Source organism: Jatrophihabitans sp. (genome assembly GCF_036000465.1).
In the GTDB taxonomy this organism is placed as follows: Bacteria; Actinomycetota; Actinomycetes; order Mycobacteriales; family Jatrophihabitantaceae; genus Jatrophihabitans.
This window is the reverse complement of sequence record NZ_DASYFV010000058.1, coordinates 21,540-43,989: the sequence shown is the minus strand read 5'-3', so window position 1 is coordinate 43,989 and position 22,450 is coordinate 21,540. Positions and strand designations below refer to the sequence as shown.

14 protein-coding genes are annotated in these 22,450 nt (G+C 71.4%); 6 read left to right on the top strand and 8 right to left on the bottom strand.

Annotation, left to right across the window (positions count from 1 at the left end; all coding sequences use genetic code 11):
- Positions 1 to 31 precede the first annotated feature (31 nt).
- Entirely contained in the window at positions 32 to 6,628 is a 6,597-nt protein-coding gene (locus VGN18_RS17310; protein WP_327540964.1) for a hypothetical protein, read from the bottom strand.
- A gap of 236 nt (positions 6,629 to 6,864) precedes the next feature.
- Between VGN18_RS17310 and VGN18_RS17305 the strand changes: the two genes are divergently transcribed.
- The 4 genes from VGN18_RS17305 to VGN18_RS17290 all read left to right on the top strand — a co-directional run bounded on the left by VGN18_RS17305 (position 6,865) and on the right by VGN18_RS17290 (position 11,633).
- Entirely contained in the window at positions 6,865 to 8,685 is a 1,821-nt protein-coding gene (locus tag VGN18_RS17305; RefSeq protein WP_327540963.1) for a copper resistance protein CopC, read from the top strand.
- A gap of 166 nt (positions 8,686 to 8,851) precedes the next feature.
- Positions 8,852 to 9,643: a response regulator transcription factor gene (locus VGN18_RS17300; protein WP_327540962.1), complete on the top strand. Its 792-nt coding sequence runs from the start codon at positions 8,852 to 8,854 to the stop codon at positions 9,641 to 9,643.
- A 28-nt stretch (positions 9,644 to 9,671) separates the two neighbouring features.
- Entirely contained in the window at positions 9,672 to 10,361 is a 690-nt protein-coding gene (locus VGN18_RS17295) for a response regulator transcription factor (protein WP_327540961.1), read from the top strand.
- 24 nt (positions 10,362 to 10,385) lie between these two features.
- Positions 10,386 to 11,633 carry a HAMP domain-containing sensor histidine kinase gene (locus VGN18_RS17290; protein WP_327540960.1) on the top strand — a complete coding sequence of 416 codons (1,248 nt, stop codon included), beginning with the start codon at positions 10,386 to 10,388 and terminating at the stop codon, positions 11,631 to 11,633.
- 13 nt (positions 11,634 to 11,646) lie between these two features.
- On the opposite strand, the gene metH is transcribed toward VGN18_RS17290, so the two are convergent.
- The 3 genes from metH to VGN18_RS17275 all read right to left on the bottom strand — a co-directional run bounded on the left by metH (position 11,647) and on the right by VGN18_RS17275 (position 17,076).
- Entirely contained in the window at positions 11,647 to 15,438 is a 3,792-nt protein-coding gene (metH, locus tag VGN18_RS17285) for a methionine synthase (RefSeq protein WP_327540959.1), read from the bottom strand.
- 93 nt (positions 15,439 to 15,531) lie between these two features.
- Entirely contained in the window at positions 15,532 to 16,869 is a 1,338-nt protein-coding gene (locus tag VGN18_RS17280; protein ID WP_327540958.1) for a hypothetical protein, read from the bottom strand.
- A gap of 3 nt (positions 16,870 to 16,872) precedes the next feature.
- Positions 16,873 to 17,076, bottom strand: a complete 204-nt coding sequence (locus VGN18_RS17275) for a hypothetical protein (RefSeq protein WP_327540957.1) — start codon at positions 17,074 to 17,076, stop codon at positions 16,873 to 16,875.
- Between the two features lie 148 nt (positions 17,077 to 17,224).
- On the opposite strand from VGN18_RS17275, the gene VGN18_RS17270 reads away from it, so the two are divergent.
- Entirely contained in the window at positions 17,225 to 18,121 is an 897-nt protein-coding gene (locus VGN18_RS17270) for a PAC2 family protein (protein ID WP_327540956.1), read from the top strand.
- A gap of 66 nt (positions 18,122 to 18,187) precedes the next feature.
- Here VGN18_RS17270 and mshC read toward each other — a convergent pair whose 3' ends face one another.
- Together mshC and VGN18_RS17260 are read right to left on the bottom strand one after the other, a co-directional pair.
- Positions 18,188 to 19,414: a cysteine--1-D-myo-inosityl 2-amino-2-deoxy-alpha-D-glucopyranoside ligase gene (mshC, locus tag VGN18_RS17265; RefSeq protein WP_327540955.1), complete on the bottom strand. Its 1,227-nt coding sequence runs from the start codon at positions 19,412 to 19,414 to the stop codon at positions 18,188 to 18,190.
- 9 nt (positions 19,415 to 19,423) lie between these two features.
- A complete protein-coding gene (locus VGN18_RS17260) occupies positions 19,424 to 20,659 on the bottom strand; it encodes an RNA polymerase sigma factor (protein ID WP_327540954.1) in 1,236 nt (411 codons plus the stop codon).
- 120 nt (positions 20,660 to 20,779) lie between these two features.
- Here VGN18_RS17260 and VGN18_RS17255 point away from each other — a divergent pair, with 120 nt between their 5' ends.
- Entirely contained in the window at positions 20,780 to 21,145 is a 366-nt protein-coding gene (locus tag VGN18_RS17255) for a VOC family protein (RefSeq protein ID WP_327540953.1), read from the top strand.
- 10 nt (positions 21,146 to 21,155) lie between these two features.
- Here the strand turns inward: VGN18_RS17255 and VGN18_RS17250 are convergent, their stop codons facing one another.
- Together VGN18_RS17250 and VGN18_RS17245 are read right to left on the bottom strand one after the other, a co-directional pair.
- Positions 21,156 to 21,992 (bottom strand): patatin-like phospholipase family protein, encoded by an 837-nt coding sequence (locus tag VGN18_RS17250; protein WP_327540952.1) that lies wholly within the window; start codon positions 21,990 to 21,992, stop codon positions 21,156 to 21,158.
- A complete protein-coding gene (locus VGN18_RS17245; protein WP_327540951.1) occupies positions 21,989 to 22,360 on the bottom strand; it encodes a YciI family protein in 372 nt (123 codons plus the stop codon). The genes VGN18_RS17250 and VGN18_RS17245 overlap by 4 nt, the downstream gene beginning before the upstream one ends.
- Positions 22,361 to 22,450: the final 90 nt, after the last annotated feature.

Sequence of the window (22,450 nt, the reverse complement as noted above, 5' to 3'; positions counted from 1 at the left end):
GTGCGCCCTTGCCGGATTCGGGTCGGCCCGCTCATGACGTCGCCTGCGCCGCGCCGGCGTCGTACCTCGAGGCGCTCGGTGGTGTCATGAGCCGCGCGACGCCGTAGATGTCCACCGGCGGTGCGTTGATCGTGATGGCCGGATAGGGCGCGCCGGGCGTCGGACTCACCGTTCCCCGGCCCGCGGTGTACGCGGGCGACGTCGAGGTGATCCGGTAGTTGCCGATCGCGTTGTCCGGCAGCCCGATGTTCACGATCGCGGTGACGCGGAACCGGAAGTTGATCCGCATCGGCGCGATCTGCAGCGTGAGGTTGAACGGCGCGGTGAACCCGACGGCGTTGGACGACGCGGTCGTGGGGGGCGCGGTCACGATGTTGGTCGACGACCCCGTGTAGCCCTCGCCGCCGGCTGCGCCGGGCGCGGTGCTCAGCACCGAGCGGGTCGGGGTCAGCAGTCCCGGTAAGAGATCGGCGATGCCGATGTCCCAGACGTTCAGCCCGGTCTTGTCCCCCGGCTGGCCGATACCGCTCACATCGCTCACCCCGGCGTTCCAGGAACCGGCCCGGTTGTCGTAGACGATGTCGTTGGCGATCACCGGGTTGGACCACGCCGGGCTCCCGGTTGGCAGCGACGCCTGGAACGGACCGCTGTTGTACGCCGTCGAGATGCCGGCCGGGGCGGGCGAGCCGTTGCTGGTCGCCGCCGTGGCGGTGGTGATGTTCTTCGCGATCGTGTCGTTGATGATCGTGACCTGCGACGTGTCGTCGATCGAGATGCCGCCGCCCTCGTGCGCCGAGACGTTGTCGTTGATCATGTTGTTCTCGACCCGCATCGGGTAGTTGCCCGCCTGCAGGAACCGCAGCCCGCCGCCATCGTCGTTGGCCGCGTTCGCCGAGATCGTGTTCCCGGTGATCGTGACCGGACCGGCGCCCAGCGACGGCTTGGTCGAGTCCTGCGGCAGCTGGCCGGCGATCATGATGCCGCCGCCCTCGTCCTGGCTCTGGTTGAGCGCCACCGTGTTGTGCGCGATCAGGTTGGATGCGGTCTGGGCCGGCGCCGCGCTCGGGACGTAGCGGAACGTCAACGACCTGTTGAAGGTCGCCGCGTCGACCGATCCGTTCAGCGTCGCCGAACTGCCGTCCTTGCTGACGCTCCCGATCGTGACGCCGACCAGCCCGTCACCGGCGACCGGCCGGCCGCTGTCCCCGGGGGCGAAGCGCGCCGGACCGGTGCTCGGCAGGGTGAGGGTCTGGGTCCTCCCATTGCGTGACGAGGTGATCGTGCCGGTGAGGTCGACCGGGGCGACGCTCAGCCCGTACTGGCTCATCCCGCCGCCGTACTCGGCCGACTGGTTCCCGCAGATCAGGTTGTCGTGCACGTTGTAGCCGCCGGCGTCGTTGAAGATCGCCATCCCGCCGCCGAGGTTGTTGCCGCCGTTGGCGATGATCTGGTTGTTGCCGAACTCGACGTTCCAGTTGTGCTGGTTGTCCAGTTGCGGGCTGCCCACGCGGATGGCGCCGTAGGAACCCTGGTTGCCGTCGATGACGTTGTTGGTCACCTGGGTCGAGTCGTCGTGGCCGTTGAGGAAGATCGCGCCGCCCTGCGTGGCGTCGGCGCCGCCGGCCGGGCCGGTGCGCTGCCCGGTGCTGGCGTTGACGTTGGCGGGCGTGTTGATCGTGACCGAGGCCTGCACGCCGAACCCGTCGAGCACGGGGTGCGCATTCGGGCCGTACTCGGGCTGCCCCGCCTCCGCGAGCACGGTGACGTCCTGGCCCTCGGTCACCAGCTTGTTGTCGGTGGCCGGGGTGTTCGGGAACAGCTGGTTCGCGATGACCTGCCAGACGTCCACCGAGTGCTGGGCGCGGGCGTCCTGCGGCGCCGTCGACCAGTCGATGGCGGCCGGCGGGGTCGTCGTCGTGTCGGTCAGGCTGAAGTAGTACCGCCCGTCGATCACGGATCCCGGGACCGCGGTGGCCGGCGTGGCGCCCGCGGCCGGCTGCACCCCGCCCGGGCCGACGCCCTGCACGGTGACGGCCGAGTGCAGGATGATCGGCTCGTACCAGACGCCGGGCGACACCGCGCTGTTGGCCGGCGACTGCTGGTTGTGCGCGGCCGGGTAGACGACCACGATCGCGTTCGTCAGCCGGTCCGTGAGCTCGCGGGTGTAGGTCAGCGTGGTGCCGTTGTTCGTCGGCCGCAACCAGTAGCCGGCCGCGCGCTCGACGGCCTCCTGGATGCTCGGGAACTTGGTCTGCTTCTCCCAGCCGGCGAGGTTCGTGGCCTCGGTGCTGAAGTCCGGTCCGGAGCCGACCTCGAGCACCGGCGGGTCGTAGGTGGAATTCGGGCCGGTGTCGATGACGTAGTAGCTGATGCCGTTCACCGTCGTCGTGCCGGAACCGTTCGTGATCGACAGCTCGTACTTGCCGGGTACGACCTGGGTCGGCACGGTGACGTCGATCTCGGTGTCGGACCACGTGGTGACGGTCGTCGCGTTGGCCCCACCGACGCCGGTGAGGGTGACCTTCCCGGAGCCCTGCACCGCGCCGAAGCCGAGGCCCTTGATGACGATCTGGCGCGGGTGGGCCGCGGTCGAGTCCGTGTAGGGCCGGTTCACGGAGAACAGCTGCGGGGTGGCGGCCGGGGTGGCACTGGTGCTGCCCACGCCGCAGTCCGCGGCGGCGGAGAACTTCTGCCCGCTGTTGATGAAGGCGAGGGCGCTGCGGATGGGTGCGGTGTCGGCCGGGGTGAACACGCCCGGCAGGGCCTGGAAGTTCGCCGTGATGGTCTGGAACTGCGGGTTGTAGTTGACGTTCGGGTGGTCGATTGTGCCCGGGTCGTTGCCGACGAAGCGGTACGTGTTCTGGCAGGTGCCGGCCGGCGTCGCGCAGTCGGCCACGTCGGTGGAGGGCATGAGCGCCTCGGCGATGCCGTTCGGGTCGATGTTCATCTGGTCGACGAGGTTGCCGTGCCAGTCGTACACGCCCTCCGGCGAGTTCGGGATCGGGGCGGCGTCGCCGTACTGGGTCTCCGCCTTGTTCGTCGAGAGGTTCGTGTCGTCGAAGTTCTGCACGATGAACGTCGTCGGGATCGGGACGTCGGTGTAGAGGTAGAAGTTCGGCGCGACGGACTGGCCACCGCCCACGTGCACCAGGTGGACGTCGCACGCGTTGCGGGTGATGCCCTCCATCGGGCTGCCGCCGGCCGACAACAGCCCGGGGTCGGTGACGTGCACGGAGAACTGCGCTCCGGCGCACTGGACGTCCGGGGAGGGCGCCGCGGTGTTCGGGTCCTCGACCAACGACGTCGGGGAGTCGCTGCCGGTGACCGGCACGGCCGGCGCCATCTGGTCCGGCTTGGGCGCCTGGGGCGGGAAGCTGAACGCCACGCAGCCACGCGTGCCGCCCGTGCCGTCGAGACTCGGGCAACTCGAACCGAGGTTCGTGTGCGCCGAGCCGTCGGCGTTGTACACCTTGCTCAGGTCGGCGTTCTGCGGCACGAACTGGGGCGTGCTCGCGTGCCCGGGCTGGTCCGCCGCGCCGGTCCCCAGGTCGTCGGTGTACCCGGCGAGGCCGGCGCCGGCGAAGTTGTTGGCGCTCGTCTCGTCGGCGATCTTGTACAGCGGCCGGTCGACGCCGGGCGAGACCTGGTTGAGCACCTTGTCCCCCGGGATGTCGACCTTCACCAGGAAGTCGCCGGTGGCCGGGTTCCCGGCCTGATCGGTCGGGGTCAGGCCGAAGTTGCCGTCGACCGTCTGGGAGCCGTGGGTGTCGCCGTTCGGCACGTTCGGGTCCAGCGGCAGGTTGTCGGTGCCCAGGCCGAAGTTCACGCCGGCGGCGGGGGCCTCGATGCAGGCCTGCGCGTAGTGGCCCGGGTTCGCGCTGTTCGGGTCCACCGACAGGCCGGGCAGGAAGTCGGTGACGGTGACGCCGCCGGCCATCGTGCCCTGGACCGAGCCGTCGGCCCGGCGCGTGCCGGAGATGATCTTCCCGTTCGCGTCGCGGGCGACGCAGCCGGTCGCCCGTCCGTAGTGCTCGGTCTGGTAGGCGTTGACCGTGCCCGGGTCGGCACTGCCGTAGCGGTCAGTCGACGCGACCTGCCCGCCGCTGTAGGTCGTGGTATAGCCGCCCGACGGGCCGGTGGTGCGGTAGGACCCGTCGCAGTTGAGGTAGTAGTGGTTGTAGCTCACGTTCGGGGCGTTCTGACCGCTGCAGGTCTGGGTCGTCGGCGCGGTGTCCGGTGCCTTGACCGGCTGGAACAGCTCGGTGAGCAGGCCGGGGATCCCGGTGAAGTAGTCCTGCGGCACCTGGGTCCGGCCGAGATAGCGGTTGCGCACCGCGTCGTAGACGACGGTCGCGACGATGCCGCCGTTGTCGGCCCGGGTGATCTCGCGGCTCGGGTCGCGCTGCGTCGCGGTGGCCCCGGCATAGGGCTGGACGGCCCAGTCGAGACGCCCGCACTGCGCGATGACCGGGTTGTACTGCACGTCGACGGCCGCCGTCAGGGTGGTGTGCTCGTGCGGGTCGTTGCAGGCCTGCCAGGTGACGCCCGTCGTCTTCCACCGCGTGTTGAACGCCTGGATGACGTCGTTGTAGCCGAGCGGGTAGGCCTCGGTGAACTCGTAGTTGCCCTGGCTGTCGGTGGCGTCGGTGTTCTGCCCGCCCTCCTGCAGGTTGTTGGTGCGGTTGAGGTTCTGCACCAGGAACTTCGGGACGCCGGCCTCGCCGGGATCGCAACGACCGTTGCCGTTGGCGTCGATGCAGATCTTCCCGGTGATGCGGGTCCACCACTCGAGCAGCGGCACGACGCCCAGGTCGACGACCTTCCCCCCGGAGACCGTCACGTTGAAGGAGTCGAAGATGTAGTCCTGCATCTGGTCCCACACCGCGATGGAGTACGAGCCGTCGGCCACGCCGGTGATGTCGAAGCTGCCGTCGAGCGCTGCGTTGCCGGCCCAGATCGTCTTGTCGCCGTTGTTCAGGTCGGACAGCGTCACCCACGGGTGGTGCACCGGCCGATCGAACTTGTAGCCCGCGGTGCCGGTGTTGCCGCCCGTTCCGGCGAGGCCGCCGATGCCCGGGTAGTAGGCGTTCGCGCCCAGGATCCGGCCCTTGATCGCACCGCTCGGCGTAGCTCCGACCGGGCGGGGCGAGTGGCCGCACGTGCCCGGGCTCAACCAGCGGTTGGGGTCGGTCAGGCCGCGGTAGTCGACCGTGCCGGTCACCGGGTTCGCCATGCAGCCGGCCCGCACGAACCCGAACTGCACCTCGGGAACCAGCTCGCCGGCAACGAGCAGCTCGGTGTCGTAGCCGGTGGAGTTGGCCTGGGGCCACGCGTCGAAGTCGTGGTTGCCCTCGAGGGTCGTCGTCTGCACCCAGCACGAGTCGGTCTGGTCGGCGGTCGCGGTCGAGTGGTCGGCGGTACCGAGCACGGGGCACACGCTCTGCGGGTCGATCGTGCGACGTGTCACCGGGTCGACGCCGGCGACCGGGTCGGCGATGACCGACGCGGCGTAGCGGTTCGGGGCGAGGTACGGGATCAGGATGTCGCCGTTGGCGTCGCTGGTGCACCGGCCGGTGGCCGGACCGGCGACCTCGAAGTTGCCCCGGATGTGGTGCTTCGGGTCCACGATCGGCCGACCGTCGAGGCCGAGCTTCACCTGGTAGTAGGAATCGGTCGGGTCCGGGTGGGTCGCGGTGTAGTCCGGCTTCAGCAGGTAGGCGGTGCACAGCGGGTTGTTGTAGTAGTCGACGTTCACGGGTCCGACGAAGTCGGTGAGGTGGCCGGCGAACCCGGGCAACCCGAACTCCGACTGCTCGTCCCATTGCGCGTTCGTCGAGGCCATGTCGCCGTAGACCTTGAGCCGGATGTTGGCCAGCGGCAGCGGCAGCGGGTTCAGGCTCACCACCACGGCGCCGCCGGCGGTCGCGTCGAGGCCGCCGATCTTCCCGCCGCTGACGACGATGTGGGCGCCGCCGATCTGGTAGCCGTTGGCGGTCACCGACACGAGGTACTTGCCGTCCTGCAGGCCGCGTCCGGTCGCCGGGCTGTAGAACGGGATCTGGGTCGAGGGCCCCCAGTCGGCGTCGGTGCCGTTCGAGACGACCGGACTCGACGTGATGTTGTGGATCGAGGGCCAGTTGCAGGCTGCCGGGTTGGGACTGCCGTCGGCGAGGATCGGTCCGGATCCGTCGATGCCGTTCGGGTAGTTCTTGTTGCCGTTCGTCCAGGTGGACGTGATCGGGTGGCACTTGGTGACCTCGGCGGCGATCGGCGTCTTGCCGTCGGCCTGCATGGTGACCGAGCCGGTGTTGTCCTGGTTCAGCAGCCACTTGTAGTGCGGCACGGGATCGTTCTTGCTCGGGCCCTCGCCGCCGGCGCCCGGTCCGGGCAGCAGCGAGTCCTCGGCCGCCTGCACGCACAGGGACCCGTTACCGAGGGAGGTGCAGGTCGATTTCCGCGCGGGTGTCGGGTGCCCGGTCGCGGTGTAGCCGGTTGCGGCGGGCGCCGCGTGCGCGGCCGGACCGCCGATCCACGCCGTGACCGGCAGCACGGTGGCGGCGGCGGTCAGTGCCGCCAAGGCCGCGCGACGGCTGCGGCGGCGGGCCGCCCTCACGACAGTTCTGGCCATCGAATCCCCCTGTGATCACGCCTGCGCCCTGAGACGCTGTGCGGCAGTGAAGCGCATCGCGGGATCGCGGCGGGCCTGTCTGAGCAGATCGTCATCACCATGCCCGGGTTGTCATCACCGGCGGGCACATGACGCCGTGATCACTCGCGTGACAGACCTGCCATTCGGCACCCGTCGCCCGCTCGACGCCCCTAGCGTTGCGCGGTGCACGTTCCCGCGGACGGTCAGGAGCAGCGATGCGCGGACGCCTGGTATTCGCAGTAGCCGTCATCGTCGCCGCACAGGTGGGGTTGGCCTCCACGGCCGCGGCGCACGCCGTGCTCGTGTCGAGCAACCCGTCGGACGGGCAGGTGCTGGCCTCCGCGCCGGCCGCGGTGAACCTCGGCTTCAGCGAGGCCGTCGATCCGTCGGCAACCCGGCTCGAGCTCGTCGATGCGCGTGGACGCCACCTCGTCGTCGGAGGCGTTCGCGCGTCCCGCACGACCCACGTCGTGGCGATCCTTCCCCGGCTGCCCGACCAGACCTACCGGCTCACCTGGCAGACGGTGTCGGCCGACGACCGCCACCAGACGTCGGGGGTGCTCGTGTTCCGGGTGGGAACGGGCGCGGCCCCGTCGTTCTCCGAACCGCGCGATCGGTGGCCGAGCATCCGCGAGGCCACACTGCGATGGCTCGAGCTGATCCTCACCGGGGGCCTCGTCGGGGGGCTGGTGCTGTCGGCGCTCGCCGCGCGCCCGGCGAGTCGCCCGACCGGATCGGCGGAGCTCCGCGGCCGGGTGCTCGGCCTGGCCGCCGTCAGCGGTGCGCTCGCGGCGGTCGCTGCGCCTCTGCTCGCCGTGGATCGAGCCGGCGGCCCCACCCGCCTGTGGTCGTTGATGGACACGCCGTTCGGCCGGCGCAGCGCCGCCGTCGAGGGCGCGATCCTGGCCCTCGTCGCCATCGCACTGGCCGGCCGGCGGCGCCGGGTGACGCGCACCGGCATCGGCGCGGCCGCGGCCGCCCTCGGAGTTCTCGCGGTCGCGACGGCCGAACTCGGTCACGGAGCGACGTCGGTCCCTCGCACCCTGCTCGAGGCGAGCCATCTGCTGGCCGCCTACCTGTGGTTCGGCGTGGTGTTGCTGCTCCCGGCGGTGACGCTGGTGGGCACGCGGCACCCCGGCCGGCGCGCCCGGCTGCGCCGCGAGCTCCCCTCGCTGCTCGTCTCCTTCGGCGCCGTCGCCGGGCCCGCCGTCGGCTGGCTGATCGTGTCGGGGCTCCTCCTCACCGGGGACAGCGCGAGCACGGTCGACGCCCTCGCCACGTCGGTCTTCGGCCGGCTCCTCTTCGTCAAGCTCGCGCTCGCCGGCATCGCCGGACTGCTCGGGCTCCGGATGCGCCGGCGGGTGCGGTCGGTCGACCCGCGGGTGACCCCGCGCGGTCTCGCGGCTGAGGCCGCGGTCCTGCTCGCCGCCCTGGCCGCGGTCGGCGCCCTGGTGTCGTCGGCGCCGGCCCAGGGACTGCGGTGGCAGCCGGGAACCGTCCTGACGGGCAGCACCGAGGTCGCGGGCGAGCAATCCGGCCTGGTCGAGTCCCTCGTGATCACCCCGAACGTCGCCGGGCGCGACTTCGTCGAGGTGCACGTCTTCAACAGCCGCCGTCCGGCCCCCTCCGCCGTCTCCGGCGTGCGCATCGCGCTCAGCGGCCCGGCCGGCGAGCGGTTCGTCGCGCCGGCGACGCGCACGGCCGAGGGCGCGTGGTCGACCCCGGTCGGCGTGATCGACCGCGCCGGCCGGTGGTCCGTCCGGGTCCAGGTCGAGCGGAGCGGATCGGCGCCGGTGACCGCGACCTACGCCTGGCGCGTCGCCGGACACGTCGGCGGGCCGGCCCGCGAGCTGATCTCGACCGCGCGCGTGGCGCCGATCATGGGCGGACTGGCCGGCGGAGCGGCCGTGCTCGCCGTCGGGGCGGGGTTGCTCGGGCTCGCCCGAGCACGACGCCGGGCCGGGGCAGCGGCGAGCTCCGCGGGCCGCGCCCCGACCGGGGCCGACCGGCGATCACTGGTCAGCCACGGGCACTGACCGCGGCCCCTCCGACCCTCGGAGAAAGGTAAAGCGTCTTTACCTTGACCGGACCCTCGGGTTGAAGCTCGTGACGGTGCAGTCATAAGACGGGCATCGACCGTGTCGGCTCCATATCCTCCAGCAACGCCGTCATAACGGCGCACCATTTTGTCGGGGGGCAAATATGGCCAGGCTGTTGATCATCGACGGACCCGGGGGTCCACTCACCGAAGTAGCCGGAGTGCTCGAGACCTGCGGGTTCGAGACCGAGACGGCGCGGTCCACCGTCGACGGCGTGCGACTCGCGATCGCCGATCCGTCCGATCTCATCCTGCTGCAGCTGGCCCTGCCGGACGGATCCGGCGAGCACGTCCTGCACGCCGTCCTGGCTGAGCGGCCCCGGACCCAGATCCTGGTCGTGTGCGATGCCGCCGACATCGGCCGGCGGGTCGGTGCGCTAGGGATGGGCGCCGCCGACGCGATCGCGTCACCGTTCGTCATCCCGGAACTCCTCGCTCGGATCGAGGCCCGGCTGCGCTGGGCGACCATGGCCCGCGCCGCGGATTCCCCTCTCCCTGCCGGGTTCTCGGCCGACGACCTGGGCGATCCGATCGCCGAGGTCCACGAGCTGCAGTCCGCCCGCCACCCCCGGAGCGGGGGGATGCCGCCGCACGTGGCGGGTGCGACCGCCTTCGCCTACAGCGACGACCTCCAGCTCGACCCGATCCGCCGGTGCGCCGTCGTTCGCGGGCGGGCGGTGGACCTGTCCCAGCGGGAGTTCGTGTTGATGTCTCACCTCGTCGGGCGCCGGGGCCAGATCTGCACGCGGCGCGAGCTGCTCGCCGACGTGTGGGGCCTGGACTTCGCGGCCCAGACCAATGTCGTCGACGTGTACATCCGCCGGCTGCGCCTCAAGCTGGCGACGATCACGATCGACACGGTGCGGAATGTCGGCTACCGGCTCAACGCGTGGTGAGCCCGGCTCTTGATCTACGCTGATCGTCGTGAGCCGCCTGCTCCTCGTGGAGGACGACGACGACATCGGCGCGCGCCTGCAGGCGCAGTTCGAGCAGCACCATCACACCGTGGTGTGGGCCCGTAACGGCGCCACCTCGATCCTCGAGGCAGCGGACGGTGAGTTCGACCTCATCCTGCTCGATCTCGGCCTCCCCGACCTGCACGGGTTCGACGTGTGCCGGGCCCTGCGTTCGGCCCAACCCGGATCGGTGCTCGTGATCCTCACGGCGAGCATGGAGGAGGTCGACGTGATCGTGAGTCTGGAGGCCGGCGCCGACGACTACATCACCAAGCCGTTCCGGACCGCTGAACTGCTCGCCCGGCTGCGGGCCCACCTCCGCCGCCGCTCCGCCGCCGGATCGGTCGCGCCCCGGTTGCGGGTCGGCGCCCTCGACATCGACGGGTCGATCCGCGACGCGCACGTGCACGGCCGTTCGCTCGATTTGCCGGCGAAGGAGTTCGACATCCTCGTCCGCCTGGCCACGCAGCCCGGAATGACGATCTCGCGGGCGACCCTGATCGCCGATGTGTGGGGCCACGCCTTCACCGGCACTCCCAAGAATCTGGACGTGCACGTGTCGGCCCTGCGCCGGCGCCTCGCCGAGGCCGCCGATCCGGCGCAACCCGGCCCCCGGATCGTGACGGTGCGTGGACGGGGCTACCGTCTTGAAATCTGATCGGCCGGGCGTCGAGGAGGTGGCGTGCGACGACGGATCGTGCGACTGGCCGTACTGAGCGCCGCGCTGTCGCTGCTCCTGTTCGGCGTCCCGCTGGCCACCGGAACCTCCTACTACCTCCAGCTCCGGGACCGCGACGAGTTGACCCGGCTGGCCTACGCGGTCGCGTCCGCCGCGTCCGACAACGTCTCGACCGGCGTGAGTCTCGTCGCGCCGCCCCGCGTCGGACACTCCTACCAGGTCGGGCTCTACGACCGTCGGGCCCGGCTGGTCAGCGGCCACGCGCAGGCTGATGCGATCCCCCTGGTCCGGTCCGCCCTCGGCGGCACGGTGTCGACCCGTAACGATTCCGGCGCGCTGACCGTGGCCATCCCGGTCCGCGACAACGACGTGATCGTCGGCGTCGTTGTCGCCCACCGCGCGCGTGACGCGCACGCGATCGTGCTCGGTTGGCTGCTGCTCGCCGCGCTGGCGGTCGTGGTGCTGGCGGTGACCCTGCTCGTCGCGCGCCGGATCGCGCGGCGCGTCGCCGCCCCGCTCGAGCGGCTGGCCCAGCAGGCCGATCTCCTGGCTTCCGGACCGGCGCGGCGCAACGGGGTCGCGTCGGGAATCGCCGAGGTCGATGCGGTGGACGGTGCGTTGACCCGGGCGGCGACCCGCCTGGACGCCCTGCTCGAACGCGAGCGCCAGTTCGCCGCGGCGGCGTCACACCAGTTGCGGACCCCGCTGACCCGCCTGTCCCTCACGTTGGAAGGAGCTCTGGAGTCCGACGACCCGCGCCACGAGATCGATCGGGCCCTCGCGATCGTCAGTCATCTGGACAACACGGTGACCGACGTCCTGCACCTGAGCCGCGGCGAGACCACGGCCGAGATGCTGCAACTCGACCGACTGCTGGCCGACGTCGAGGCCCGCTGGACCGCCGCCGTGCACGATCCGTCCCGCTCGCTGACCTGCATCCGCGGCGGCGATGCCCCCGAGGTGCGCACCTCGGGGCGCGCGGTGCGACAGATCCTCGACGTACTGCTCGACAACGCCATCGAACACGGGCGCGGCGCGGTGCGGGTCGTCGCCCGGGGCGCCCGCGGTGCCCTCGCCATCGACGTGGTGCAGGAGTCGTCGGTCAAGGACGGATCGGTCGAGGCGTTCCTCGCCGGGGGCGCCGGCCTCGGCCTGCGCTACGCCCGGTCGATCGCCGAGACGCACGGTGCGCGCCTCGTCGTCAGCGGCACCGTGCCGGTCACCTTCACCCTCGTGATGCCGGCCTCGTGAGAGCGGATCCGGCCTACTCGTTGTCGGAGCGGTACCCGAGGTTCGGCGACAGCCACCTCTCGGCCTCGGCGACGCTCCAGCCCTTGCGCCGGGCGTAGTCCTGCACCTGGTCGCGACCGAGCCGCCCGAGCACGAAGTACTGCGACTCCGGGTGGGAGAAGTACCAGCCGCTGACCGACGCGCCCGGCCACATGGCCATGCTCTCGGTGAGCTCGATGCCGGTGTTGGCCTTGACGTCTAGCAGCTCCCAGAGCGTCTGCTTCTCGGTGTGCTCGGGGCAGGCCGGGTAGCCCGGCGCCGGGCGGATGCCGTCGTACTGCTCCTTGAGCAGCGCGACGTTGTCGAGATCCTCGTTCGGGCTGTAGCCCCAGAACTCGGTGCGGACCCGCTCGTGCAGTCGCTCGGCGAAGGCCTCGGCCAGCCGGTCGGCCAGGGACTCGAGCAGGATCGCGCTGTAATCGTCCAGGGCGGCCTTGAACTCGGCGATCTTGTCCTGGCTGCCCAGGCCGGCCGTCACCGCGAAGGCCCCGATGTAGTCGCGCAGCTCGGTGTCCTGCGGCGCGACGAAGTCGGCCAGGGACCGGTGCGGCACGCCCGGGCGGTGCTCGGTCTGCTGGCGCAGCTGGTGCAGCGTGGCGAGAACCTCGGTGCGCGTCTCGTCGGTGTAGACCTCGATGTCGTCGCCGACGGCGTTGGCCGGGAACAGGCCGACGACGCCCGAGGCGTGCAGCCAGCGCTCCTCGATGATGCGGTCGAGCATGACCTGCGCGTCGTCCCACAGCTTGCGGGCCGCCTCCCCCGAGGCCGGGTTGTTGAGGATGTCGGGGTACTTGCCCTTCATCTCCCACGCGTTGAAGAACGGCTGCCAGTCGATGTAGTCGCGCAGCTCCCACAGCGAGTAGTCGTGGAAGGTCTTGACGAACTGGGTGGGCTGGGCCGAGGCGTGGTAGTCGTCGGTGTGCATGTCCCGCGCCTGCTGGGCGATGAGGTGCGGCCGGGGCGGGCGGTAGTCGCTCCACTCGATCGGTGAGCGGTTGGCCCGGGCGTCGGTGATCGGCACGATCACCTTGGCGTCCGACCGGGCGGCGTGCCGCTCGCGGAGCGCGTCGTAGTCGACCTGCAGGTCGGCCAGCAGCGCCGGCCGCTGTTCGGGCGAGAGCAGGGCGGCCACGACGGGCACCGACCGCGACGCGTCCTTCACCCAGATCACCGGGCCGTGGTACTTCTTGTCGACCTTCACCGCGGTGTGGGCCCGCGAGGTGGTGGCGCCGCCGATCATCAGCGGGATGTCGAGCCCCTGCCGCTCCATCTCGGCCGCGAAGTTCACCATCTCGTCGAGCGACGGGGTGATCAGCCCGGACAGCCCGATGACATCGGCGCCGTGCTCCTTCGCCGCGTCGAGGATCTTCTGGGCCGGCACCATGACGCCGAGGTCGACGACGTCGTAGTTGTTGCACTGGAGCACCACGCCGACGATGTTCTTGCCGATGTCGTGGACGTCGCCCTTGACCGTCGCCATCACGATCGTGCCGTTGCTGCGGCCGACGTCGTCGGGCGACTTGTTGGCCTCGATGAACGGGATCAGGTAGGCGACCGCCTTCTTCATCACCCGGGCCGACTTCACCACCTGCGGCAGGAACATCTTGCCGGCGCCGAAGAGATCACCGACCACGTTCATGCCGGCCATCAGCGGTCCCTCGATGACCTCGATGGGCTGGCCGCCGCGGGCCTCGATGAGAGCGCGCAACTCCTCGGTGTCGGTCTCGGCGTAGTCGTCAATGCCCTTGACCAACGCGTGGGTGATACGCTCGTCGACGGGCAGCCGGCGCCATTCGTCGTTGACGGCCTCGGCCTTGGTGCCGGCCCCGGCGAACTCGGCCGCGATCTCGAGCAGTCGCTCGGTGCTGTCGGCCCGTCGGTTGAGGATGACGTCCTCGATGCGCTCGCGCAGGCGCGGGTCGACCTGGTCGTAGACGACCAGGGCACCGGCGTTGACGATGCCCATGTCCATGCCGGCCGCGATCGCGTGGAAGAGGAAGACGGCGTGGATGGCCTCGCGCACCGCGTTGTTGCCGCGGAAGGAGAACGACACGTTCGACACGCCGCCGGACACCATCGCGCCGGGCAGGTTCTGCTTGATCCAGCGAGCGGCCTCGATGAAGTCGACGCCGTAGTTGGCGTGCTCCTCGATGCCGGTCGCCACCGCGAAGATGTTCGGGTCGAAGATGATGTCCTCGGCCGGGAAGCCGACCTCATCGACCAGAATGCGGTAGGCCCGCTCGCAGATCGTCTTGCGGCGCTCGAGGTTGTCGGCCTGGCCCTCCTCGTCGAAGGCCATCACCACGACGGCGGCGCCGTACTTGCGGCACAGGGTGGCCTCGCGCCGGAACTTCTCCTCCCCCTCCTTCATGGAGATGGAGTTGACGATCGGCTTGCCCTGGACGCAGCGCAGCCCGGCCTCGATAACCTCGAACTTGGACGAGTCGATCATCAGCGGGACCCGGCTGATGTCGGGCTCGCTCGCGACCAGCTTGACGAAGCGGTCCATCGCGGCGACGCCGTCGATCATGCCCTCGTCCATGTTGATGTCGATGACCTGCGCGCCGTTCTCGACCTGCTGGCGCGCGACCGACAGCGCAGCGTTGTAGTCGCCGTCGCGGATCAGGTTGCGGAACCGGGCCGAGCCGGTGATGTTGGTGCGCTCACCGACGTTGACGAACAGTGATTCGGGCGTGATCGTGACCGGTTCGAGGCCGGACAGCCGGCACGCCGACGGGCGCTCGGACGGCACGCGCGGCGCCACACCCTGCACCACCCCGGCCATCGCCGCGATGTGCTCGGGCGTCGTGCCGCAGCAGCCGCCGAGCACGTTGATGAGCCCGCTCTCGGCGAACTCGCGCACGATGGACGCGGTCTGCTCCGGGGCCTCGTCGTACTCGCCGAAGTGGTTCGGCAGGCCGGCGTTCGGGTAGCAGGAGATGAAGCAGTCGGCGATGGACGAGAGCTCGGCCAGGTAGGGCCGCATCTCCTCGGCGCCGAGCGCGCAGTTCAGCCCGACCATGATCGGACGCGCGTGGCGCACGGAGTTCCAGAACGCTTCGGTGACCTGGCCGGACAGCGTGCGCCCGGAGGCGTCGGTGATCGTGCCCGAGATCATCACCGGCCAGCGGCGTCCGCGCTCCTCGAACAGCGTCTCGACGGCGAAGATCGCCGCCTTCGCGTTCAGGGTGTCGAAGATCGTCTCGATGAGCAGGACGTCGGCGCCGCCGTCGACCAGGCCGTTGGCCTGCTCGAGGTAGGCCTCAACGAGTTCGACGAAGCTGGTGTTGCGGGCGCCCGGATCGTTGACGTCGGGCGAGATCGACGCGGTGCGGTTGGTGGGGCCGAGCGCGCCGCAGACGAACCGCGGTCGGTGCGGATCGGCCGCCATCGCGGTGTCGGCCTCGGCGCGGGCCAGGCGGGCCGATTCCAGGTTGAGCTCGTAGGCGAGCTCGGACATGCCGTAGTCGGCCAGCGAGATCCGCTGCGCGTTGAACGTGTTGGTCTCGATGAGGTCCGAGCCGGCGTCGAGGTAGGCCCGGTGGATGCCGCGGATCGCGTCGGGCTGCGTCAGGGTCAGCAGGTCGTTGTTGCCGGTCAGGTCGCTCGGCCAGTCGGCGAAACGCTCGCCGCGGTAGTCGGCCTCGCTGAAGCCGTGCCGCTGGATCATCGTGCCCATGGCGCCGTCGAGGACCAGGATGCGCGACGCGAGGACGTCACGCAGCGAGGCGGCGCAGTCGGGACGGAGATCCGGTGTTTCGGGCAAGACACAACCTCGGGGTCGACAACGGTGCGGCACCCCCGATCGTACGGGCGTGCGCCATTCGCTTCAGGTTGAAACGGGGTCCGGCCGCGTGGGTCACAGTCCGGACGGGTCGGCGCGAGGCTCCGGGCGGGGCCGCGGCCGCGCGGCCCGACCCGAACCGGCCGACAGCACCGCCACGACGTCGTCGCGCCCGGCGCCCTGCGCGCTCACCACGATCGCCCGGCGCACCGGGTCGGGCAGGTCGTCCTTGATCTCGACGAGCGCAGCCCAGGCCGACGGGGCGAGGTCGGCGGTCAGCACCGACCCCAGTTCCGCGAGGGCGGCCGTGAGCACCGGCGCCGGCAGGCGTCCGATCGCCTGGGCAGCCCGCCGCCGCGGGTCGGGCGGCAGTTCGGCGACCAGCGGCACGAGCGCGGGCCACGCGCGCGTGGCCACCGCGGCGTCGATGATCGCGGCCAGCACGTCGTCACGCTGGACGAGCGGCAACGCGACCAGGCGGCGGCGGGCCTCCGGCGGCAGGACCGCCGCGATGGGCAGCAGCTCGCCCCACCCGTCGTGCTGGGTGGCGGCGGTGGCGATCTGGTCGAGCACGTCGGTCTCGAGCACGGCCGGCACCTGCAGCAGGCGGTGCAGGCTCGGCGGGCTCATCGCGGCGATCACCGGCAGCAGGTCCGGCCACGCCTGCATGCGCTGCGCCGCGCCGATGAGGGCGTCGAGAACGTCGTCGTCCTGGGTCGCGGCGAGGTCGCCGAGCTCGGCCCGGTTGGCCAGGTTCAGGTTGCTGATGAGGTCGAGCACCTCACCCCACATGTCGTGCTCGTGCGCCGCCCGGATCAGCCCGAGAATGCGGTCGCGCGCCACGTCCAGCAGCTCGTCGAGCCGGTCCTTGCCCTCGAGCACGAACGCCACCCGCAGCAGCGCGGCGTCGTCGGGGATCTCCTGCAGGGCCACCCGCAGCGTCTCGCGCGGCAGGAAGCTGACGAAGCGGCCCATCGTCACGTACTCGTCGCGCTCGATGAGGTGCCGGCCGACCTGGGCGACGACCTGCGCGGGCACGGCGGCGATCACGTCGGCGGCGCGGCGCGGGTCCATCATCGTGGCGATGTCGCCGAGGAACGGGATGGGCACGCGGGCCGAGATCCGGGCCGCCCGCTCGGGTTCGATGAGCCCGGACGTCGCCGCGCACAGCATCGGGCCGAAGGCGAGCTGGGCGATCTTCACGGTGAGCGGGATCGGCAGCAGCTTGCTCGACATCGCCACCCGCTTGAGCCGGCCGGCGTCGCCTGCGAACAGCCGGTCGGTGACCTGCTCGCGGAACTCGGCCAGGGCGGCGGCCGAGACGTGCTCGAGGTAGGCGAGGTCCTTCACGGTGACGTCCAGCAGGCGCGCGAGTTTCGTGATCTCGGCGCTGCGCTCGAGCTGCTCGGTCATCGGTTACAGCCCGAGCGAGCGGCGGACGGGACCGCGCAGCAGCGCCGGGATGTGCCGCAGCGATTCGTCGATCGCCTGTCCGAGGGCCTCGGAGCGCCGCCGGGCCGCGGACTCGACGAGGTCGGCCAGATGGGCGTGCTGGTCCGGGTCGAGTCGTACGAACTCGTCCGGCGGCGGGGTGCCGGTCGCCGATTCCAGGTCACTCATGCGGGCTCCTCGGGGTGCGAAGGGCACCCTACGTCGCGACAGGCCGCCCGTCGCGACGGCTCGACCTCCGTGCTGCCCGGACGGTTGGTCCGTAGGGTGGAGGGATGACGGCGCGACAGCTTTGGACTCCCCGCTGCGGGGTTCCGCAGTGACGCCGCACACCGGCGATTGGCCCGAGCTGGTCAACCCGGTGCTCGTCGGGGCCTTCGAGGGGTGGAACGACGCGGGCGACGCCGCCAGCGGGGCCATCGAGCACCTCGAACTGGTGTGGGACGCCCAGGCGCTGACCGAGTTCGATCCGGACGACTACTACGACTTCCAGGTGAACCGGCCGCAGGTGTCGCTGGTCGACGGCATCTCGCGCCGCATCAGCTGGCCGACCACCCGGTTCTCCTACTGCCGCCCGCCGGGCACCGACTTCGACCTCGTCCTGGTGCACGGCATCGAGCCGAACATGCGCTGGCGCAGCTTCTGCGCCGAGCTGCTGGCCGTCATCCGCGAACTCGACATCCGGGTGGTCGTCACGCTCGGCGCGCTGCTGTCCGACTCGCCGCACACCCGCCCGACCCAGGTGTCGGGCACGGCCTACGACCCCGAGTCCGCGGCTCGCTACGGCCTCGAACGCTCGCGCTACGAGGGTCCGACCGGCATCGTCGGCGTGCTCCAGGACGCGTGTGTCGCGGCCGGCATCCCAGCGATCTCGTTCTGGGCCGGGGTGCCGCACTACGTGTCGCAGCCGCCGAACCCGAAGGCCACGCTCGCGCTGCTGCACGGCGTCGAGGAGGTGCTCGACGTACCGATCCCCCTCGGCCAGCTGCCCGAGCAGTCCGACGAGTGGCAGAAGCTCGTCGACGAGATGGCCGCCGAGGACGAGGACGTCATCGAGTACATCCGCAATCTCGAGGAACGCGACGACGAGATCGACCGCACCGAGATGACCGAGGCCTCGGGCGACGCGATCGCCCGCGAGTTCGAGCGCTACCTGCGGCGGCGTGATCGCGGCGGCGGCCACGCCGGCGGCCCGAACATCCGCGACCGCGACTGACCCGGCGGTTCCTACGTCGATCTTCATGCCGACACCGGTCCAGACCCCGTCCGAGCATGAAGATCGCTAGAGCGCGACGCCGATCAGGGCGTCGACGAGGTCGCGCACGAGCGTCGGGGCGGCCGGGTCGCCGGCGGGCCGGTCCCGGGCCGTGGCCACCCAGCGGTCGATGGCGCCGAGCGCGGTGATCGTGTCGAGGTCGTCGGCCAGCGCGGCCCGGACCTCGGCCAGCAGCGGCTCGGCCGACGGGGCCGCGGGCAGCGCGACGGCGGAGCGCCAGCGGGCCAGCCGGGCCTCGGCCGCGGGCAGGCGGCCACCGGTCCACTCGCGGTCGGCGCGGTAGTGGCCGTCGAGCAGCGCCAGACGCAGCGCCATCGGGTCGATGTGCGCGCCCCGCAGCTTGGAGACGAGGACGAGGTTGCCGCGCGACTTCGACATCTTCTCACCGTCGAGGCCGATCATCCCGGCGTGCACGTAGTGCTTGGCGAACGGCGCGGTGCCGGTCAGGGCCTCGGCGTGCGCGGCCGAGTGCTCGTGGTGCGGGAAGACGAGATCCGAGCCGCCGCCCTGCACGTCGAAGCCCATCCCGAGCCGGTTGAGCGCGATGACGCTGCACTCGATGTGCCAGCCCGGGCGCCCGGCGCCGAGCGAGGTGTTCCAGAACGGCTCGCCGTGACGGCGTCCCTGCCACAGCATCGAGTCGAGCGGGTCCCGCTTGCCCGGGCGCTGCGGGTCGCCGCCGCGCTCGGCGAACAGCGCGAGCATGCGTTCGCGGTCGTAGCCGGACTCGGAGCCGAACCCGGGCGCGGCCGAGATCGGGAAGTACAAGTCTCCGTCGAGGTGGTAGGCGTCGCCGTGCTCGAGCAGCCGCTCGATGGCGTCGGTGATCTCGGGGATCGCCTCGACGGCACCGATGTACTCGTCCGGCGGCAGCACGCGCAGCGCGGTCATGTCCTCGCGGAACAGCTGGATCTCCCGCTCGGCCAGGTTCATCCAGTTGTCGCCGGTGTGCGCCGCCCGCTCCAGCAGCGGGTCGTCGACGTCGGTCACGTTCTGCACGTAGTGCACCTGGTGCCCGGCGTCGCGCCACACCCGCTGCACGAGGTCGAAGGTGAGGTAGGTGGCGGCGTGGCCCAGGTGCGTGGCGTCGTACGGCGTGATGCCACAGACGTACAGGCGGGCGACCGCGTCGGGGGCGGTTGCCCGCACCTCACCGGCCGCGGTGTCGAAGAGCCGCAACGGCCCACCCTCGCCGGGGAGATCGGGCACGGCGCAGGTGGGCCAGGCGTCCATGCCCTCACGTTATCGGGCGCTCGGATCGCGCCTGACCACCGGCATCTGCTCCAGGCCGTCGGCCCGCGCGGCGAGGTAGCGCTGCTCCGGTTCGCTCTGCGTCGCGGCGGCGGCGAGGCGGAAGTTGTGCCCGGCCCCGGCGCGGTCGCCGGTCATCGCGAGCATGTGGGCCCGCACGACCGCGACCCGGTGGTGTTCGGCCAGCCCGGGCTCGGTGGCTGCCGCCGCCAACCCCTCCAGTGCGGCCTGCGGGCCGTGCACCATGGCGACGGCCACGATGCGGTTGAGGGTGACCATCGGGCCGGGCGCGACGGCGGCGAGCAGGTCGTAGAGACCGAGGATCTCGGCCCAGTCGGTGTCCTCGACCCGCGGCGCCTCGTCGTGGACGGCCGCGATCGCCGCCTGAAGCTGGTAGGGCCCGATCGGGCCCGAGCGCAGCGCCGCGGTCACCAGCGCGACCCCCTCCGCGATCATCGCGGCGTCCCACCGGGTGCGGTCCTGATCGGCGAGCGGCACGAGCTCGCCGCCGGAATCGGTGCGGGCCGGCCGGCGCGCGTCGGTCAGCAGCATCAGGGCCAGCAGCCCGGCGACCTCGTCGTCGTCGGGCAACTGCTCGTGCAGGGTGCGGGTGAGCCGGATCGCCTCGGCGCTCAGCTCGACCCGGGTGAGCGTCGGGCCGGACGTCGCCGAGTAGCCCTCGCTGAAGATCAGGTAGAGCACGTGCAGCACCGCAGCGATGCGGGTCGGCCGCTCGGCCGCCGGGGGCAGCCGGAACCGCGCGCCGCCGGCCCTGATCTTCTGCTTGGCCCGGCTGATGCGCTGGCCGACGGTGGCTTCGGGGACGAGGAAGGCGCGGGCGATCTCGGCCGTGCTGAGCCCGCCGACGGCCCGCAGGGTCAGCGCGACCTGCGACGCCGGGGTGAGGCTCGGATGGCAGCACAGCAGCATCAGGGTGAGCGTGTCGTCGCGGTCGGGCACGAGCGGCGGGTCGGGCACGGCCTGGGTGGCGATCGTCTGCTCGCGGCGACGCCGGGCCCGGTCGGCCCGCCACATCTCGATACGGCGCCGCGAGGCCGCGGTGATCAGCCAGGCCCTCGGGTTGTCGGGCACGCCGTCCCGGGGCCACTGCACCGACGCGGCCAGCAACGCCTCCTGCACGGCGTCCTCGCACTGCCCGAAGTCGCCGTAGCGGCGCACGACGGCGGCCAGCACCTGGGGGGTGAGCGTCCGCAGCAGGTCGTCCACGCCCCGTCCCCTCGTCGCGATCCTCCGATGCTCCCACCCCTCGTGTCGAAGGCGGCCGGTCGGTTTCGACATCACGGGTACGGGTGGCACTAGCGTTGCCCCGGAGCGGAGGAGATCGACATGTTCGAGAACGTGCAGGCCTTCAGCGGCTTCTCGGTGGACGACATCGCCGCGGCGACGGAGTTCTACGGCGGGAAGCTCGGGTTGCGGACGTCGCAGGCCAACGGCATCTTGACGCTGCACCTGGCCGGCGGTCGCGACACCATCGTCTACCCAAAGCCCGACCACGTGCCGGCGGAGTTCACGATCCTCAACTTCCCGGTACCCGACATCGAGGCCGCGGTCGACGAGCTGGTCGCGCGCGGCGTCGAGTTCGAGCACTACGACTGGGTCGACGACAAGGGGATCAACCGACGCGGCGGCCCTCTGATCGCCTGGTTCAGGGACCCGGCCGGCAACGTGCTGGCCGTGCTCGAGCAGCCCTGACCCGCGCCGCTCAGGCCCAGACCGCGCGGACCTGCTCGACGACCGACGCCGCCTGGGCCCGCCCCGCCCGCACCGCCGGCCCGCGGGCGGCCGGGTCGAGCGCGTTCTTGCCGATGGCGGCGGTGGCGGCGTCGTCGGGCGCGATGATCACGGCCGGCACGCCCAGGCTGTCGACGTGCGCCTGCGTGCTCGGGATCGGCCCGATCGCGCGGGCGATCGGGGTCAGCGCCACGAGCCGGTCGCACCCGGCGGCGACGTCGGCGTTCGCGCCGGTGCGCACGCCACCGTCGATGTAGAGGCGGTCCCCGATCGGCACCGGTGGGTACACCGCCGGCACCGCGCAGCTGGCCGCGACCGCCTCGAGCAGCGGCACACCGTCGTCGCGGGTGAGCACCCGGAACTCGCCGGTGTGCGCGTCGACGACGGTGATCCGCAGGTCTCGCTCGGGCCACTGCAGCGACGGCAGCCGGGCGGTGATCGCGGCGAACCGTTCGTCCAGCGACGGCAGCCTGCCCGACTCCGCAGCCTTGATCGCGAGGGCGCCCATGCGCCGCCCGAAGGTGGTGAGGTCGCCGTGCGATCGCATCAGCGCGACGCCGTACGCGAGCTGGGTCTTGCCGCTGATGGCGGCGAGCGGGGCCGGGTAGGGCGCTTCGAGCTGGCGGGCGAACAGGGTCTCCAGCGGCGTGCCGCTCGTGGTCTGGGCACCGACGACCGAGCCGGCCGACGTCCCGACCACGATGTCGGCGCCGGTGAGGTCGAGGCCCGCGTCGGCCAGGCCCGCGAGCAGACCGGTCTCCCAGGCGATGCCGGTGACACCGCCACCGCCGAGCACCAGCGCCTTCACAGGCCGAGCCCGCTGAGGTCGCGCACCGGCCGGATCTCGACACTGCCCCACTCGACCTCGGGCATCCGGGAGGCCAGTTCGATCGCCCGCTCGATGCCGTCGCACTCGACGAAGTAGAAGCCGGCCAGGAACTCCTTGGTCTCGGCGAACGGACCGTCGGTGGCCACCACCTTCCCGTCGGCGACCGAGAGGCGGACGCCGGCGTCGGGTCCCTGCAGTGACGCCGAGGTGATCTTCTCCCCCGTGCGGGCCAGCTCGGCGTCGAGCTCGCGGTAGCCGGCGGTCATCGCGTAGCGCTCGTCGTGCTCCATCGCGGCGAACCGGGCCGCCCCCTCAGGGTTGGCGCTGATCAGGATCAGGTACTTCATGCCGTCCTCCCGGGAAATCGTCGAGAACCTACTACCGGCATGTCGAAGCCGGTGCCGCGGTCTCTACGTCCTGGGTGAGAGGCGCCCGTC